The 16,870-nt window shown below is 51.2% G+C and carries 11 protein-coding genes; 5 read left to right on the top strand and 6 right to left on the bottom strand.

The window, feature by feature from the left end; translation table 11 throughout:
- Positions 1-24: 24 nt before the first annotated feature.
- From ABD843_RS14050 to dapA, 3 genes are all read left to right on the top strand, one after another.
- The gene (locus ABD843_RS14050) at positions 25-552 is read left to right on the top strand and encodes a DinB family protein (RefSeq protein WP_345084345.1); all 528 of its coding nucleotides are present in this window, start codon (positions 25-27) and stop codon (positions 550-552) included.
- A gap of 89 nt (positions 553-641) precedes the next feature.
- A complete protein-coding gene (locus ABD843_RS14055; protein WP_345084348.1) occupies positions 642-1,616 on the top strand; it encodes an acetyl-CoA carboxylase carboxyltransferase subunit alpha in 975 nt (324 codons plus the stop codon).
- A gap of 328 nt (positions 1,617-1,944) precedes the next feature.
- Positions 1,945-2,826: a 4-hydroxy-tetrahydrodipicolinate synthase gene (gene dapA / locus ABD843_RS14060; protein WP_345084351.1), complete on the top strand. Its 882-nt coding sequence runs from the start codon at positions 1,945-1,947 to the stop codon at positions 2,824-2,826.
- Between the two features lie 570 nt (positions 2,827-3,396).
- On the opposite strand, the gene ABD843_RS14065 is transcribed toward dapA, so the two are convergent.
- On the bottom strand, positions 3,397-5,025 hold the full coding sequence (locus ABD843_RS14065; protein ID WP_345084355.1) for a L,D-transpeptidase family protein: 1,629 nt from the start codon (positions 5,023-5,025) through the stop codon (positions 3,397-3,399).
- 265 nt (positions 5,026-5,290) lie between these two features.
- Entirely contained in the window at positions 5,291-12,325 is a 7,035-nt protein-coding gene (locus ABD843_RS14070) for an Ig-like domain-containing protein (RefSeq protein ID WP_345084357.1), read from the bottom strand.
- Positions 12,326-12,761: 436 nt separating this feature from the next.
- Here ABD843_RS14070 and ABD843_RS14075 point away from each other — a divergent pair, with 436 nt between their 5' ends.
- Complete coding sequence (locus ABD843_RS14075; RefSeq protein ID WP_345084360.1) at positions 12,762-13,136, top strand: hypothetical protein; 375 nt, start codon at positions 12,762-12,764, stop codon at positions 13,134-13,136.
- Here the strand turns inward: ABD843_RS14075 and rpmA are convergent.
- Positions 13,129-13,383, bottom strand: a complete 255-nt coding sequence (gene rpmA / locus ABD843_RS14080; RefSeq protein ID WP_345084363.1) for a 50S ribosomal protein L27 — start codon at positions 13,381-13,383, stop codon at positions 13,129-13,131. The two genes, ABD843_RS14075 and rpmA, sit on opposite strands and share 8 nt — an antisense overlap.
- A gap of 42 nt (positions 13,384-13,425) precedes the next feature.
- Positions 13,426-13,725: a 50S ribosomal protein L21 gene (gene rplU, locus ABD843_RS14085; RefSeq protein ID WP_345084366.1), complete on the bottom strand. Its 300-nt coding sequence runs from the start codon at positions 13,723-13,725 to the stop codon at positions 13,426-13,428.
- Positions 13,726-13,894: 169 nt separating this feature from the next.
- Between rplU and ABD843_RS14090 the strand changes: the two genes are divergently transcribed.
- Positions 13,895-15,391: a GH3 auxin-responsive promoter family protein gene (locus ABD843_RS14090; protein ID WP_345084369.1), complete on the top strand. Its 1,497-nt coding sequence runs from the start codon at positions 13,895-13,897 to the stop codon at positions 15,389-15,391.
- An 11-nt stretch (positions 15,392-15,402) separates the two neighbouring features.
- Here ABD843_RS14090 and ABD843_RS14095 read toward each other — a convergent pair whose 3' ends face one another.
- The gene (locus ABD843_RS14095; RefSeq protein WP_345084372.1) at positions 15,403-15,918 is read right to left on the bottom strand and encodes a hypothetical protein; all 516 of its coding nucleotides are present in this window, start codon (positions 15,916-15,918) and stop codon (positions 15,403-15,405) included.
- Between the two features lie 57 nt (positions 15,919-15,975).
- Entirely contained in the window at positions 15,976-16,839 is an 864-nt protein-coding gene (locus tag ABD843_RS14100) for a penicillin-binding transpeptidase domain-containing protein (protein ID WP_345084375.1), read from the bottom strand.
- Positions 16,840-16,870: the final 31 nt, after the last annotated feature.

Below are 16,870 nucleotides of genomic sequence, written 5' to 3' on the forward strand. Positions count from 1 at the left end.
TAGCTTTGGGCATATCACATCATTATGAACGATACAGTAGTTGCTTTTGCTGCAGAGTTCGGCGATCAGTGCATATTGCGTATGCGCGAAAGCACCGAACGTATAGAACGCTGCCTTGGCGAGTTATCTGAGACCGAGATATGGCGCCGCCCGAATGACCAGCTGGCAAGCGTAGGCAACCTGGTGCTGCACCTCTGCGGCAACATAGGACAGTACATCTTATCGTCGCTGGGCGATAGACCCGACAGTCGCATACGCAGGCAGGAGTTCGACGCCATGGGTGGCTATACCCGGCAACAACTGCAAGACATGATGCATACTACCGCCGAAGAGGCCATAAAGATCATAGCCGCCGCCACACCACAAGAAATGATGCGTGTGCGCATGGTACAGGGCTTCAGCATGAGTGGCATAGGTATATGTGTACACGTTACCGAGCATTACTCCTACCATACAGGGCAGATAGCGCTGCACACCAAGCTATTGCGCAACAAAGACCTGGGTTTCTACGCCGGGCAAGACCTGGATGTGAAGAACGATAGCGGGGTGTAATGGTCATATTACATATATTTTTCGGCAGGTGTCCATGTTGCGTATTCTCTGCCCGATCCCCTACATTTGTGTCCTAAATATTCATTTAGATGTTGTTTCTCGATTTTGAAAAGCCACTGGAAGACCTGCACAACCAGATAAACAAGCTGAAAGAGATAGCTGCCAAGAACAAGGTAGATGTGTCGAACAGTATTCGTGAGCTTGAGGCCGCAATGGAAACGACCCGCGGAAAGATATATGCCGACCTCACACCATGGCAGCGCGTACAGCTCAGCCGCCATCCCGAAAGGCCATATACGCTTTATTACATAGAGCAGATATTCACCAATTTCACAGAGCTCTTTGGCGACAGGCAGGTAAAGGACGATAAGGCCATGGTAGGCGGTATGGCCGAGCTGAACGGCCAGCCCGTAATGGTGCTGGGCCAGCAGAAGGGCACCAATACCAAGCTGCGCCAGCTGCGCAATTTCGGTATGGCCAATCCCGAGGGCTATCGCAAGGCGCTGCGCCTTATGAAGATGGCCGAGAAGTTCAACAGGCCCGTTATCACCTTCATAGATACCCCCGGCGCATTCCCCGGCCTTGAGGCCGAAGAACGCGGACAGGCCGAGGCCATAGCACGCAACCTCTTCGAGATGATGAACCTGCAGGTGCCTGTCATATGCGTTATCATAGGCGAGGGCGCATCGGGCGGCGCACTGGGCATAGGTATAGGCGACAAAGTGGCCATGCTGGAGAACACCTGGTATTCTGTCATATCACCCGAATCATGCTCATCTATACTCTGGCGCAACTGGAACTTCAAGGAGAAGGCCGCAGAACAATTAAGGCTTACCTCTAAGGACATGAGCAGCTTTGGCCTGGTAGACGATGTGATACCCGAGCCGCTGGGTGGCGCTCATGCCAACCCCGAGGCCATGGCCGCTACCCTGAAACAATACCTTACTACTACACTTGCGGGCCTGCAGCAGGTAGCTGCCGATACCCGCATAGAGCAGCGTATCGGCAAGTTCTCGGGTATGGGCTTCTACAACGAAGTACCGCTTGAGGATACCACTGCCTGATGCCTTTACATACCCACTTCTTATGGCTCGTATACCCCTCTTAAGGCAGGTATACCTATATTCCTTTTGCACTACACATTTCTATGTATACACCATTTAACAGGTGAACATTATATGGCGTTCCACAAAATATATGTTCTTTTTGTTGAATAACATTTGTTTATTATTAAACAATTTGTTACTTTTATTGCGTAACATTAACATTGAAAAGCTAACGAAAAACTAACGACAGATATCAAAGTACTCCTTAGAAGAGATAACCCATATTGAACTTAGTACAGTAACCCATGCCGCTCACTACGGTTAAAAAATAAGAAACGACTCTACAATGGCTTATCAGCAATTCAAAGGGACCGGCGTAGCGCTGGTGACACCCTTTCTCAAAGATGGCAGCGTTGATCACCCTGCCCTTGAAAAACTTACTGCACACGTCATCAAAGGCGGTGTCGATTTTGTAGTGGCCCTTGGCACCACTGCAGAGACACCTACTTTGTCTGCACAGGAAAAAGCCGATGTACTGGCCACCGTGCTGCGTGCCAATGATGGCCATGTACCCGTGGTATGCGGCATAGGCGGCAACAACACCACCGAGACCGTGCAACAGCTGAAAGATATGGACCTGCGCGATGTGGATGCCATACTCAGCGTGGCGCCATACTACAACAGGCCATCGCAGGAGGGCATATACCAGCACTTCAAAGCCATAGCCTCCAATACCAACAAACCCATCATACTGTACAACGTGCCCGCACGCACCGGCAGCAATATAATGCCTGCTACGGCCATAAGACTGGCCGGAGAGTACAACAACATCATAGCCATAAAAGAGGCCAGTGGCAACATAGCCCAGTGCCTGGAACTGATACACGGCAAGCCCGATAATTTCACCGTCCTATCCGGCGATGACAACCTGGCGCTGGCACAGATGGCCATAGGTATGGAAGGCATCATATCTGTAGCCGCCAATTGTTTTACCAAGGATATGACCGATGTCATCAATCTGGCCATAGTAGGCAAATTCGATAAGGCCCGCAAGGTGTTCTACAAAATGCTGCCCGGTATAGATATGCTTTTTGCCGAGGGCAACCCCACCGGTGTGAAGTGTATGCTGAAGCATATGGGCATATGCGAGCAGTATGTGCGCCTGCCACTGGTACAGGCCAGCGATGCGCTCTCTAAAAAAATGGCGCAATACCTCAACGGCAATTAGTACGCAAGTATATAAGATACGCATACCGGCATCTGCAAAAGCAGTTGCCGGTATTTTTTATGGTCGGGTATGAGAAAGAAGATGTACCGTGGTAAAATAGCCAGGTAATTGGCTCACCTCATCGCATAGGCATGCAACGTGAACACGTCACATTCTGTATGCAACAAATAGAGGGGTAAGAACGGTATGGAGGAAAAATTAGCGTGTAAAGACAGGGTTCATAAGGGCTGTTTTTTGTATTTCTATAACAATATTCATGCCAGATCTTATTTTTCTTTATGAAATAGCAATGAAATATTTAAACAGTAATTAAATTCTGTTTCAAAGCGTAATGAGATAACTAAATTATTGACCATCGGTTAAAAACGGAATTACAAGGAATTAGGTATTTGGAATTGGGTATTAGGGACAAGGGATCAGGACTTGGTGTTGAGGGCACCGGGCAACAGCATATCTCGGGGATCTCCAATTAGAAGTATCCCTTTGAATTTTGACACCTGAAATTTGGAATTTCCCCCTTGGATCTACTCCCTTGAAATTTGGGGTCTGAAATTTGGAATTCGAACCTTCCTATTTCATCATGGCTATCAGCTTCGCATCGCGCTGGTATATGTCGCGGGCAAAGCGTATGTGCGTGCTGGTACTATCCTCGAACGCTGTCAGATAGGTGATGCATACCGGTATCTTGTTCTTCAGCGTCTCCCAGCGTGTTTTGTGCGTCATGCTCAGGCTGTCCAGCTTGCCCTGTGTATACTGCTTCTTGTTCTCAAAACCCGATAGTATGAGCTCTGCCAGTTCCATAGGCTTATGCACACGCACGCAGCCCGAACTCAGCGCTCTGTCGCGTTTGGCAAAGTCTTCGCGGTGGGGTGTATCATGCAGGTATATGTCCCATTTATTGGGCATATTGAATTTCACATACCCCAGCGAATTATCGTGCCCCGGTGCCTGCTTGTAATTATACCTGCGGTAGTTCTTGGCATTTATTGTAGCCACGTTCACTGCCTTGCCTTTGTTGTCGTATACCTTAAGCCCTTTCTTGGCCAGGTACTTATCGCCGCTCTTCTGTATGCCGGGCAGCACATCGTTCTTCAGTATGGTAGGCGGTACGCCCCATGGCGGGTTTATCACCACATTGGCCATATTGGCCTGCAGCGATGGGGTCTGCCTTGCAGGTCTGCCCACTACTACTCGCTTATGCATTATCTCCTCGCCGTTCCTGCGAAAGAAAAGCTCCATCAGCGGCACATTCACTATTATGAAGGTATCGGCCACCTTGCGCCTCATCCAGCGTATGCGTTCCATATTTGCGCGCAGCCTTTTCATATACACCTCGGGCGTAGTGCCCAGGCCGGCTATGGTAGCGCTGTCGGCCTTACCTGTCACCCGCAGCGACAGGTAGTTCTGGTAGGCCATTATACGTTGCTTTTCATCGCTTATGGTGTCATTGGGCACTATCTGTAGCCAGGGCAGCTCTTTCTCTATTATGTAGTGCATGCTGGTGTGCATCACACTATCGTTCTGGCCGGGCTGCATATTGAAGACCGCATTCAGATAGTTACTGTCGGTGCTCAGCTCGTAGTAGTGTTTATATGCTTTGCGCAGCAGCCTGTAAGTGGGCCATTCGCTGCGGTAATATTCATCCAGCGCGGGGTAGCCGCCCTCTGATGTTGCCAGTAGCTGCGGCGCGCTCCATTCCGAATCATTGGCGTGGTACCACAGCGAATCGGCCCTGCGTGGCAGCAGCTCCCCGAACAGCAGGAACTTGGCCGCCGCCAGGTAGCGACGCGTGAGCATGGTATCGAAACGTATGGCATCCTTTACCGAGTTCTTCTTCGTAGTGTCCAGCTTTTCGCGCAGCAGCTTTATGTCTGCCATATCGTATATGTGGGCCGGTGCGCCATCCCACTGCATTTCTTCCAGTTCCGCTATCAGCGTTGCCGCTGCCTTGTTCGATGAGTAGTTCTCCCTCACCCATATAGGCTGGTGGTCGTCGGTGGCATAGGCCAGGCGCACATCCTGTTCTGTCAGGTTGGCTCCGGGCTTCACACATACGGTATCGGGCGCTGGCATCACAGTACTCAGCTCATCGGCAAAGGACACATCGGCAAAGCCCGATGGCCCCGGGCGCGTATGACGCTCGCGGCAGGAGAACAATACTACAGTAAGGAAAAATACAGGAACAACTTTCAACAACATTCCCGGCCTTGACATGAAAAGATGCATATATGGCGGCGCAGTGCGCCTTTTTGGTGTGCTTTTTATAGTGTTCAAAAATTATTCCGCCGGTTGCCAACGTATAGCCAAAACAGCCCTTACGAACCGTTAAAAAAATGCTGCCACACCGGCATTGGGATAGCAAATGTAATGAAATGGCCACGCGGATGCCTGACACACAATATTTTGTGGACAAAAGAGCTTATGCATGACATAAGTGTGAATAAATGATGCACCTGGCATACCCCTAGTGGAAGACAGAGATCTTCATCGACTGCCTGCCAAGGTCAGAATTGAAAGTAGCGATATATACACCACTTGCCACTTGCAGCTTTATCTCGTGGTAGCCGCTGCCTGCCAGTTGGTACCGCCCTACGGTACGGCCCAGCAGGTCGCTCACGGTCACATCGCACTCATCGGTAAGTGTATGCACGAACAGGCTCCCACCCGATGTATAGGCGTTTATAGCGCCATTCACCACAGGCAGTTCTTCTTTGCCCCTGCGGGTCAGCATCAGGTAGAAACGACTATCGTAACTGCCCTTGCCCAGCGACACCTCATAAGCAGGATCGTTGCGCAGGTCGCGCACTATTTTTGCATTGGCATCGTAAAGGAAGATATGCACATCATCAGGCACGTTCTCTATGCTGCGCGCACCTATCCATACCCTGCCCTCTTCCGGCATCTGTATACCTACGGGCACTATCTCTATGCTATCGGCCACTGTCCTCACCGCCTGTATCGATAGTTTATTCTCGTCCTTCGATATAGTATACAGGTTGGGCAATGTAGAGTCCGTGTTCATCAGCTTCAGCGCATCCAGTTCCGGGTCGAACATACCATTGCCGGCCTCGCTGAAGTATACTACCGTCGGGTCATACAGCGCAGAAGATACATACTTCGCCCCCAGCCTTAGCAGAGGCATACTGCCTGTCGTGCTCTTATGGTATGTTGGGGTCAGGTTGTTCACGCGCACATTATTGTTCATGCCAAAGGAGCCCGTTACCGGGTAGCTGCCGTTAGATACATGCACAAAGAAACCTTGCATAGCGGGTATGACATTGTTGGCCACACCATCGCTGGATACACCACCTACATATGAGCTGTATATACCCGTATACTGGTTGGTATCGCTGGCGTTGAAGTAGTAGACCGCATTATCTATGTTCGTCTTTGTCCAGCCGGTAGAGGCGTTCCAGTCTATGGGCGATGGGTAAGGATTGCCTACCAGGTTGAAGCCTTTCGTATACGTCCTGTTACGGTTGTACAGTGTGGTAGAGAAAGGCCCGTTGTTCACCACACCTGTCAGGCTTACTGTGACCGGCGATGACGATGTACCGAAGTTGGCCGCATAGCCCGTCATGGGCGTAAGCGTGCTGGCCGTAGTGGTATACGTTACCCAGCCTGCAGTGCTCAGGCTTTCGTTGTAGTAGTAGAATGTAGGGAATGCTGCGCCGAGGTCCACATAGCTTCCGAATGCACCCACCGTCAGGGAAGTGAAAGGCGAGCTCACATACTTATAGCCATAGTCTCGTGTCACATAGCGCTCTACTATGGTGTTGCCTGTCACAGAGCCGCTGCCGCTGCCATCTATCAGCGCTGTCTGCGCCGCGGTAGAAAGCAGTGTCAGGTAACCATTCGATGCTATGTTGCCGCTGGCGGCCTTCACCACACCTCTTATCTTCAGCGCACCACCCAGGCTCACACCTGCAGCATTGCTTACCGTAAAGTTGTTGATGGTATTGTTAGCAAAAAGGTTAGCGCCCATAGCTTGCAGCGTAGAGCCATTCATCTCTATGGTACCACCTGTCACACTGAAGGTGCCTGCTGTAGCTATGGTACCGCTCACCCTGAAGGTACCTCCCGTTACAGTAAGCGTGGCAGATGAAGCCACTGTTATATCCTTTACCGATGCCGTACCCGATGCTACCAGCGGCGAGTATGGTGTGCCCGCTGGTATGGTGGCCGTAGTGGTGGTGGTAGGCACGCCACTGCACCAGTTGGACGCCGTGTACCAGTCGCTACTTACAGTGCCCAACCAGTTATTGCCACCGGGCCTAATGGTCACCTGCGTAGTATATACCGTAGATGGGCTGCAACCGGGATTACCATTGCCATACCTCACCGTTAGCGAATAGGTAGATGTAGCAGTAGGTGTGGCAGTAGGGTTCTGCACTGTTGTAGAGGACAGGTTAGGGCCGCTCCATGTATAGCCGTTCGTGCTGCCACCGGGGTTGGCCATCAGTGTCACTGTACCGCCGCTGCATACCGGGCCATTGTTGGTAGGCGCTGCCGTAGGCGTGGTATTGCGGGTAACAGTGGTAGTATAGATGGTGGCAGGGCTACAACCCGCATTACCGCTGCCATCCGATACCGTGAGCGAATAAGTGCTGGTAACAGTAGGCGTCGCCGTGGGATTCTGCACAGTGGCCGATGAAAGATCGGCGCCGCTCCATGCATATACGGTAGCCCCGCCCGATGAATTGGCGGTGAGCGTAGCGCTGCCGCCGGGGCATATGGGCCCGTTATTGGCAGGTGCAGCTATAGGCGTGGTCTTCACCGTGGCCGATGTGGTGTAGGTCTTTATACAGCCCGGATAATTACCGTTGTTCACCGCCACAGTATATACGCCCGATGCAGCAGTAGTGGCCGAAGGTACTGATGCCGATGCCGATATACTGCTCGTAACTGTCACGGGACCGGTCCAGCTATAGCCTACTACGTTAGATGGGCCCGAAGTAGTAAGGGTGAGTGTAGCACCCGCACATATAGGCCCGCCATTGGTAATGCCGGTGATAGATGGCGCAGCGCTCACTGTCAATACCGCAGACCTGCTGCAACCCGTTGCAGTGAGGATATAGCTGATATTGGTAGTACCTGCCGATACCGGTGTCACCACACCCGATGAAGACCCGATGGTAGCTCTTGCGGTAGCGCTGCTCTGCCAGGTACCACCCGCGGTAGTATTGGTAAAGGTATAAGTACCGCCTATACATATGCCCACTGTACCTGAAATAACATCGGGTAGCGGGTTCACGGTCACTTCCTTCGTCACCACGCATCCGCTTGATGTTACAGTATGCGTAATGGTGGCAGTGCCTTGCGCATTACCCGTTACAAGACCTGTGGAATTAATACTAGCTACAGATGTATTGCTACTGCTCCATGGTCCCGCACCTACCGATGATAGTTGTGTGGTGGCCAAAAGGCATGTAGCGAGTGTGCCTGTTACGTTGCCGGGGGTGCTCGTCACCGTTACAACTGCGGTCACAAAACACCCAAGCGCTGTAGTATAGGTGATATTGGCGGTACCGGCCGATACAGGGCTCACAATACCGGTAGACGCCCCTACCGTTGCTCTCGAGGTATTGCTGCTTGTCCATGTACCGCCAGCTACACTGTTCGCCAGTGTACTGGTAGCATCAGAGCACAGTATCATATTACCGGTAATGGCCACCGGCATCGGGTTCACGGTCACTACGGCGGTAGTGTAGCAGCCTGTAGACGTCAGCGAATGGGTAATGGTCGCGGTACCTGCCGCCACCCCTGTCACAGTACCTGTACCACTACTTCCGCTTACAGAGGCCACACCATTATTGCTGCTGGTCCATGGTCCGCTGCCGCTTGAGCTCAGGCTTGTTGTACCTCCCGTGCAGATAGCAGCCCCCGTAAAGGCATTCGGCGCGCTCAACATCGATATATCCAGCTCGCTGTAGCATCCCCCCGGCATCGTGTACCTGATGGTAACATTCCCTGATGATACGGCAGAGACGACCCCAGATGCCGAGCCCACGGTAGCATTGCTTGTATTGCTGCTGGTCCATGTACCGCCCGCAGGTGTAGTTGTGAGCGTGGTCTGCTGGCCGATACATATAGAAGTAGCACCTGTAATAGCCGCCGGGGTCGCGCCCACGGTCACTACGGCGGCCCTGTAACACCCGTTCGATGAAAGTGTGTGCGTGATACCTACAGTACCCGCCGCTACGCCTGTCACCAGGCCGGTGCTGCTAACGGTAGCTATACCGGTATTACTGCTGGTCCACGGCCCCGACCCACCGGAATTAAGATTGGTGGTCTCTCCCGCACATACCGACAGTGTGCCCGATATCTCGCCCGGCCCTGCGATCACAGTTATGTTGTAGGTCCTTACCGTAGTACCACAAGAGTTCGATAGCGAATAGGAAATGGTCACTGAACCATTTCCCTCCCCTGTCACCACACCCGATGAGTTCACTGTAGCCTTACCTGTATGGCTGCTGCTCCATGTTCCCCCCGGCGTAGCGCTGGAAAGCGTTATAGTACTGCCTTCGCACAAAGAGGTAGGCCCTGTGATGGCCGATACACTTGGTGGCCCTCCCGTCACATTGATGGTGATACCACTGCTGCAATTGCCCGGTGTGGTAAGGCAGCCGCCATTGCCCATGGCATAGTATGTAGTAGTAGCGGACGGTGTTACGGCAATAGAATTACCTGTTCCTACAAATGTGCCGCCACAGCTTCCACTGTACCAGTACCATGCACCCGCGCCATTGAGCGTACCGGTGGCCGACAGTGTGGTAGGTGTACCGCAACTCACAGTACCGGTCGAAGAGCTTACAGATGGCGTGGTAGGCGCTGTAGCATTCGGGCCTGCCTTTGCCACATACACCCTATTGCTCATAGAGGCATCCTGGAAGGCCGTTATGGGTATGCCATAGTTATCTACCGCTATAGAATTGAAATTGGAAGTACCTGACGATATACCTGTAGCATGGTTAGACCAGCTAGTACCGTTGAAACGCATCACCGTGGCCCTGTTGCTGTTATTGCCATCGCTGTATGATACGAACAGGGTGGTGCCTGTTATCGCTATAGATGTATACTCTACCGACCCCGCTGAGAAACCCGCAGAGCCCACATTCACCCATGTAGTGCCGTTGAAACGCATCACAGTGGCCTTGTTGCTGTTACCACCATCCTTATACACTACATACGGGATGCCCGTACTGCTCATGGCCAGATCGATATAGGACGCACTGCCCGCAGAGAAACCCGCAGTACCTACAGTTGTCCATGCCCCACTCAGGTAACGCATCACCGTCACCTTGCCGCTATTGTTGCCATCAGAGAAAGCTACATAGGGCGTACCGCCACCATCTATGGCTATACTGGTATGATCGGCCGAGCCCGGGGAAAGACCGGGTGTACCTACATACTCCCACGAGCTCCCGTTGAACTTCATCACGGTAGCCTTATTGTTGTACATATAGTAGGCATCCTTGTATACCACATATGGTGTTCCGGCAGGGTCTAGCGCCAGGGAGTTATAAGAAGTACCCGCAGCAGAGAAATTAGCGCTGCCAACCTGTACCCAGCTGCTGCCATCGAATTTCATTACCGATGCTCCCGCAAAGGCATCCTGGTAACCCATATATACCGTACCGTTCGAGCTTATGGCCACATGGTTGTACTGCGTAGCACCACCCGTAAAGCGCGAACCGCCTACATACACCCAGTTACCGCTCACATACTTCACTACCGAGCCCCTGGAGTACTCTTCGTAATAGCCCACGTAGGGCGTATTGGTAGTAGGGTCTACGGCTATCGATGTCCATTGGTTCTGGTAGGTGTTTATAGGGTTGCTGCTCAGGTTATAATACAGCGATGCTGTCACCGAGGCATCATTACAGTCTATATTGTTGGCCACATAGGTAGCAGGCTGCGTACACGACACTGTCGATACCGTCTGGCTGCCCCATCCGTCCCCATCATTGTCTTTGTACCATACATTCGATGAAGGGTTGTAAGTAACGACCGCAAAACCGCAGTTCCCGTTCGATGTTGGGCAAATGTTCTCCCCGCGTGCATAATATGTCTGCGTAGCGCTCACACTCACTGTTATAGATGAGCCGGTACCTATAGCAGTGCCACCGCAGCTGCCGCTGTACCACTTCCATGCAGTACCATCGTTCAGCGTTCCGGTAGCGGTCAGTGTCACCGTTCCCGAAGAGCATAGTGTGTATGATGATGGCGTTACGGTAGGTATGGTAGGATAATTGACCACCGGAGTCAGGCCCATTACCGAAAGGCCATTGCTGGCATTGCCGTCCTGGTAGGCTATGTATGGCACGCCATATGGGCTTAGCGCCACGGTGGTGTGGTTCGCCGATCCTGTTGTTATTCCTGCCGATACCACATTCACCCAGCTCGATCCGTTGAAGCGCATCACCGTAGCTTTATTACTGTTGGCGCCATCGCTGTACACTACTACAGGGTTCTTTGCCTTGTCTACTGCCAGCGATACATAGTTCACACTGCCTGCAGAAAAACCCGCAGCACCCACCAGCACCCAGCTACTGCCATTGTATTTCCTTACGCTTATCTTATCGCTGTTCCCGCCATCCTTATATGCCACATATGGCGTACCAAAGATGTCTACCGCCAGCGACACATAACTTGCCGATCCTGCTGATATGCCTGCACTGCCCAGTATGGCCCACGACGAGCCATTGTATCTCATTACGGTCACCTTATTGCTGTTGGCGCCATCTGCAAAGGCCACATACAGGTTGTTACTGGCATCTATGCCCATAGATGTCCATTCTGCTGTACTGGCAGAAAAACCTGCCGTACCTACATACACCCAGTTGCTGCCATCATATTTCATCACACTGGCCTTGCTGCCATACATCCAGTACTCATCGCGAAAGGCCACATAGGGTGTATTGCTGCCATCGAGCACCAGCGATGTATATACGGCCCCACCGGGTGTGAACTGTGTAGAACCTATGTTCACCCAGCTACTGCCATTGAACCGCATGGCCGATGCCTGGTAGCCATTGTCCCTATAGGCCACATACGGATTACCGCTTGCATCGAAGGCCATAGACATATATTGTGCCTGGCCTCCTGTGAACTTCTGCGCACCTACATAAGACCATGTACTGCCATTATACTTCACCACCGATCCTCGCGATGTATTGTCATTGTATGCTACATAGGGCGTACCCGATGCATCCAGCTTTATCACCGTATACTCTGCCGAATATTCCGATATAGCAGTGCCCAGGCCCAGCCATCTGCTGCTGTTGCTATTATTATCGTTGCAGTCCAGGTTATTGAGTACATATCCTGCCGGCTGGCTGGCTGCAGTAGTGGTCACCGATGGATTGCCCCATCCGTCACCATCCACATCGCGGTACCACGTTACTGTTTGGGAAAATGTATCTAAAGGGCACAGGAAAAAAATAGCCGCTAGGACCGGCAGCTTTTTCAGGAAGGATCTGCTGTAAGATTGCTTCATAATCTGTTATGTCTTCACCACAATTTATTCACACCTGCCACCACGGCAACGGTAGCATAAGATAACATCTTATGCATGTACACGCAGCGGCCATTCAGAGATACATTGTAGTGGGCGGGCTATAGTAGCTGCTATATGTTCATCAACTGTGCATCGCTATTCTTTTTACAATAGAATGTTAGCGCGATGCATACATAACGGCATACAGGTATAGACACAGCTCACCGATGATACAAAAATACATTTCTTTTCGTATCATTCAGTTCACCGGCACACCTCTTCGCATGGTTTTCAGAAAATATATCGCATATGTTCATTAAGCCCACGCTATACCGGTGCAAGCCACAGGCATCGTTATGTTGGGAAGGAGAAAGGCAAGGGACATAAAAAAAAGAGGTTGTGATCAAACAACCTCTTTTTAAGATCGCTAAAAATCTTGGACTACTTTTTAGCGGCGGTCTTCTTTGGGCCGGCATTCTTAGATGCTGCCGCTTTTTTAGGAGCTGCTGCTTTCTTAGGAGCCGCGGCCTTTTTGGGAGCTGCCGCTTTTTTAGGAGCTGCTGCTTTTTTAGCAGGTGCTGCTTTTTTAGCAGGTGCTGCTTTCTTTGCAGGTGCTGCCTTTTTAGCAGGTGCTGCTTTCTTTGCAGGTGCTGCCTTTTTAGCAGGTGCTGCTTTCTTTGCGGGTGCCGCTTTCTTTGCAGGGGCCGCTTTTTTTGCTGTTGCCATAACTGTGAATTTAAGGGTTAAACAAAAATCTTCTATATGGCAAGATCGCCGTAGGGGGTTAGTCCTCGGCGATCTCCTTAATTAACTGCAGTTACTGATACCAATGTTTTTGTCCTTGTCTTGCGGAACTCTACTATCCCGTCGGCAAGGGCGAATATGGTAAAGTCCTTACCCAGGCCTACGTTGGTACCCGGATGATAAACTGTACCACGCTGGCGTACTATTATATTACCTGAGATAGCCGGCTGACCACCGAATATCTTTACACCATGTCTTTTACTATGTGAATCCCGGCCGTTCCTTACACTGCCTTCGCCTTTTTTGTGTGCCATCTTATTTTAGCTTGCTTAAAATTACTTATTTCTGGAATAAAATTATGCGATCCCGTTTATTTTTATTTTGGTAAAGCTCTGGCGATGACCATTCATCTTCTGGTAGCCTTTCCTGCGTTTCTTTTTGAACACGATCACTTTGTCTCCTTTCAGATGATCTACTATCTCTGCCTGTACCTTATTCGATGAGCTACCTACAGACATATTACCATCGTTGCTTACCATAAGCACGTTGGAGAACTCTACTTTGTCACCGGCGTTGCCGCTCAGGCGATGCACGAACAGTTCATCATTCTGTTTTACCTTGAACTGCTGACCGGCTATATTTACTATTGCGAACATGATAAACGTAAAAATATTTCTGCAAAGGTAATGCACTTTTTTATTTTGAACAACAAAAATTTATTATTGTTTTCAAAGTGCATTTTATAATTCCACTAACAACATCTCGTTGCTCGTTAGCGCAAAGGTAAATATCGTTCGCTAACTTTGACTCCCCGATACCAATGAAATGAAACTGCGATCTTTTCTTGCCAGGCCATATGCATCCATCGTTCACTCGCGTGTGCGCAAAGGCATGGCCACAGCCGTTGCAGACCAGCAGGCCATACTGCAGTACCTGCTGAAGAACGGCGCCCGCACAGCCTTTGGCCGCGATCATGGCATGGAGAGCGTAAAGACCTACGAGGAGTTCAAGGCCGCAGTACCCATCAGAGATTACGAGGCGTTCATACCCTACATCAATAAGATAAAAGAGGGCGAGGCCAATGTGCTGTGGAAGGGAAGGCCCATATATTTCGCAAAGACATCGGGCACTACCAGTGGTGTAAAATACATACCCATCACCAAAGAGTCTATGCCTAATCATATAAGTGGTGCGCGCGATGCGCTGCTCTGCTATATGGCCGAAAGCGGCAACACTGCCTTTGCCGATGGCAAGATGATATTCCTCTCAGGATCGCCCGAGATGGAGCGCGTAGGGGGCATACCCACAGGCCGCCTCAGTGGTATAGTCAACCATTTCATACCGCGCTATCTGCGTGGCAACCAGTTGCCATCTTACGAGACCAACTGTATAGAGGACTGGGAGACCAAGCTGGACAAGATAGTGAACGAGACCATAGGCGAGAACATGACGCTGATAAGCGGTATACCGCCATGGATGCAGATGTACTTCGAGTGGCTCTCGCAACGCAGCAATGGCAAAAAGATAAAGGAGATATTTCCTAAGTTGCAGGTAATAGTGCATGGCGGTGTCAACTTCGAGCCATACCGTGCCCGCCTCATGGACAGCCTGGGCGAACAGGTGGATATGATAGAGACCTTCCCTGCATCAGAGGGCTTCTTTGCCTTCCAGGACAAGATAGGTGGCGAAGGCCTGCTGCTCAATACCGATGCCGGTATCTTCTACGAATTCATACCCGCGGCAGAGATACATAATGACAACCCTACGCGCCTATCGCTGGGCGATGTGAAGGTGGGCGAGAACTACGCCCTCGTAGTAAGCACCGATGCCGGCCTGTGGGGCTACAGCATAGGCGATACCGTACGCTTTGTGAGCACAGAGCCGTACAGGCTGGTGGTCACGGGCCGCATCAAGCATTTCATATCCGCCTTCGGCGAGCATGTCATAGGCGAGGAGGTGGAATATGCTGTAATGAACGCAGCAAAAGAGCACGATGTGCAGATCACCGAGTTCACCGTGGCGCCTGCCATACAGGTGACCGATGGCCTGCCCTACCACGAATGGTTCATCGAGTTCGAGACACGGCCGGCCGATATGGATGCGTTCGCAAAGAGTGTGAACGACCACATGCGCGGCAAGAACATCTACTACGAAGACCTGATGACGGGCAGTATACTGCGCCCGCTGGTGATACGCGACATGAAGAAGAACACCTTCATAGACTACATGCGCTCTATAGGCAAGCTGGGCGGGCAGAACAAGGTACCACGCCTCAGCAACGACCGCAGAATAGCCGATGCCCTGCAGCCCTGGATACAATAATGGCAAAGACCTCAGTTCTTGCTCATCATACAGTTCACATAGGTCTTTAGCTGGTAACCATCATCTTTGGGAATGGCCTGCAATGCATTGTGCAGCCGCACCTTCACAATGCGCGAAGTGGCGAAGTGGCCTATATAGTGATCGCTGATGCGGAAGAAGGCCTGCAACACATACCGCCCCCCGTTAGACGATGAGCTGGCCGATGCCGTAGACCCTATGAATACAGACCTTTCCGGCGTACACCGCACTTCCACATTCTCGTCCACTATCTCCGTACCATCCTCGAATGTTATGGCGGCACCCCGTGTCTCGAAGTGTTCGCGTTCATCGCTGAAGTGGAACAGCACCGCAAAGAAAGTATCGGTCTTTATCTGCCTTATCACAAAGGCATACTTCGTTTCGGGGCTTTTGTAGGTAGTGGTCTTTTTCTTGCGCTCTACCTTGCGCGTTATCTTGCGGCAGGGATCTTTCTCTGCGCAGCACAGCAAGGGTAGTGCCAGTAAAAGGAAGGATAGAAAATATCTCATGACATTGGGTTTGACAGTAAAGATACTGCACCCGTCACAAAACCGGAACAATACAGGTTATTCCTTGGGCAGCGCTCCGTACTGCTTCAGTATGGTCTTGGTAATGGCGATACGCGTATCGAACCAGTTGCGCGATGTATCGGCCACCGGCATCTCGAAGTTCTGCGAGAAGAAGTATGGATACATGCGTATATCGGTCTTGTTCATAGAGCCCTTGGGTTCCTTCACATGCTCTATGCGCTCTACAAAGCCTGTCACCCAGTATATGTACTTGCCACCCTTTATCTCTCCGGTACCTGTCTTGTAGTACAGCTTGTAGCCGGGGCCTTCTTCGCGCAGCATTATGTTCCTCACTATACGCTGGCTGCGCTCCGATACCGGCAGCTCGGCAAAGTACAGGCGCTTCACAAAACCGGCCTGCTCGTCGGCGCTTATCTGCAGCGAGTCGTTCAGCCAGAACATGTCTATCTGCCCCGATATGTTCATGTTGCCATACTTTATGGTATCTATATAGCGCTTCATCCTGTCGGGCCCTATGCGGCGCGCTATCTCCCGGTAGTACCACAGGCAGCTCACCTTCATGGCCTCGCGCATATCCATATCCTTGCGCCATTCTTCACGGCCGCCATAGGCGGTATCGTACTTTATCACCAGCCTTTCATCGGGCGCCACGGCTGTTTCCAGCGCCACCAGCGAGTTGAATATCTTGAAAGTGGATGCCGGCAGAAAACGCTGCGAGCAACGCTCCAGGTTGTAATAGTGTATCGATTCATGATTGTTGTCGCGCAGTATGAAACAGGCATCCTTTATGCCGTTCTCCTCATACACCTTAGCCCATTCTTTGTGCTCTATGATCCGTGCATCGCGGCACGATACCATCACCAATGCGAACAGGAATACTATGGAAATTCGGGACAACATTTTGATCGATGTATTATGAAGAATGAACGAA

The sequence above is a fragment of the Nemorincola caseinilytica genome (assembly GCF_039540515.1).
Classification (GTDB): domain Bacteria; phylum Bacteroidota; class Bacteroidia; order Chitinophagales; family Chitinophagaceae; genus Nemorincola; species Nemorincola caseinilytica.

What these genes read in the sequence shown, in the direction of transcription:
- rpmA (WP_345084363.1), bottom strand. Translation starts at nt 13,383, where the DNA reads ATGGCACACAAAAAAGGCGAAGGCAGTGTAAGGAACGGCCGGGATTCA.
- rplU (WP_345084366.1), bottom strand. Translation starts at nt 13,725, where the DNA reads ATGTTCGCAATAGTAAATATAGCCGGTCAGCAGTTCAAGGTAAAACAG.
- ABD843_RS14050 (WP_345084345.1), top strand. Translation starts at nt 25, where the DNA reads ATGAACGATACAGTAGTTGCTTTTGCTGCAGAGTTCGGCGATCAGTGC.
- ABD843_RS14070 (WP_345084357.1), bottom strand. Translation starts at nt 12,325, where the DNA reads ATGAAGCAATCTTACAGCAGATCCTTCCTGAAAAAGCTGCCGGTCCTA.
- ABD843_RS14100 (WP_345084375.1), bottom strand. Translation starts at nt 16,839, where the DNA reads ATGTTGTCCCGAATTTCCATAGTATTCCTGTTCGCATTGGTGATGGTA.
- ABD843_RS14055 (WP_345084348.1), top strand. Translation starts at nt 642, where the DNA reads ATGTTGTTTCTCGATTTTGAAAAGCCACTGGAAGACCTGCACAACCAG.
- ABD843_RS14065 (WP_345084355.1), bottom strand. Translation starts at nt 5,025, where the DNA reads ATGTTGTTGAAAGTTGTTCCTGTATTTTTCCTTACTGTAGTATTGTTC.
- ABD843_RS14090 (WP_345084369.1), top strand. Translation starts at nt 13,895, where the DNA reads ATGAAACTGCGATCTTTTCTTGCCAGGCCATATGCATCCATCGTTCAC.
- ABD843_RS14095 (WP_345084372.1), bottom strand. Translation starts at nt 15,918, where the DNA reads ATGAGATATTTTCTATCCTTCCTTTTACTGGCACTACCCTTGCTGTGC.
- dapA (WP_345084351.1), top strand. Translation starts at nt 1,945, where the DNA reads ATGGCTTATCAGCAATTCAAAGGGACCGGCGTAGCGCTGGTGACACCC.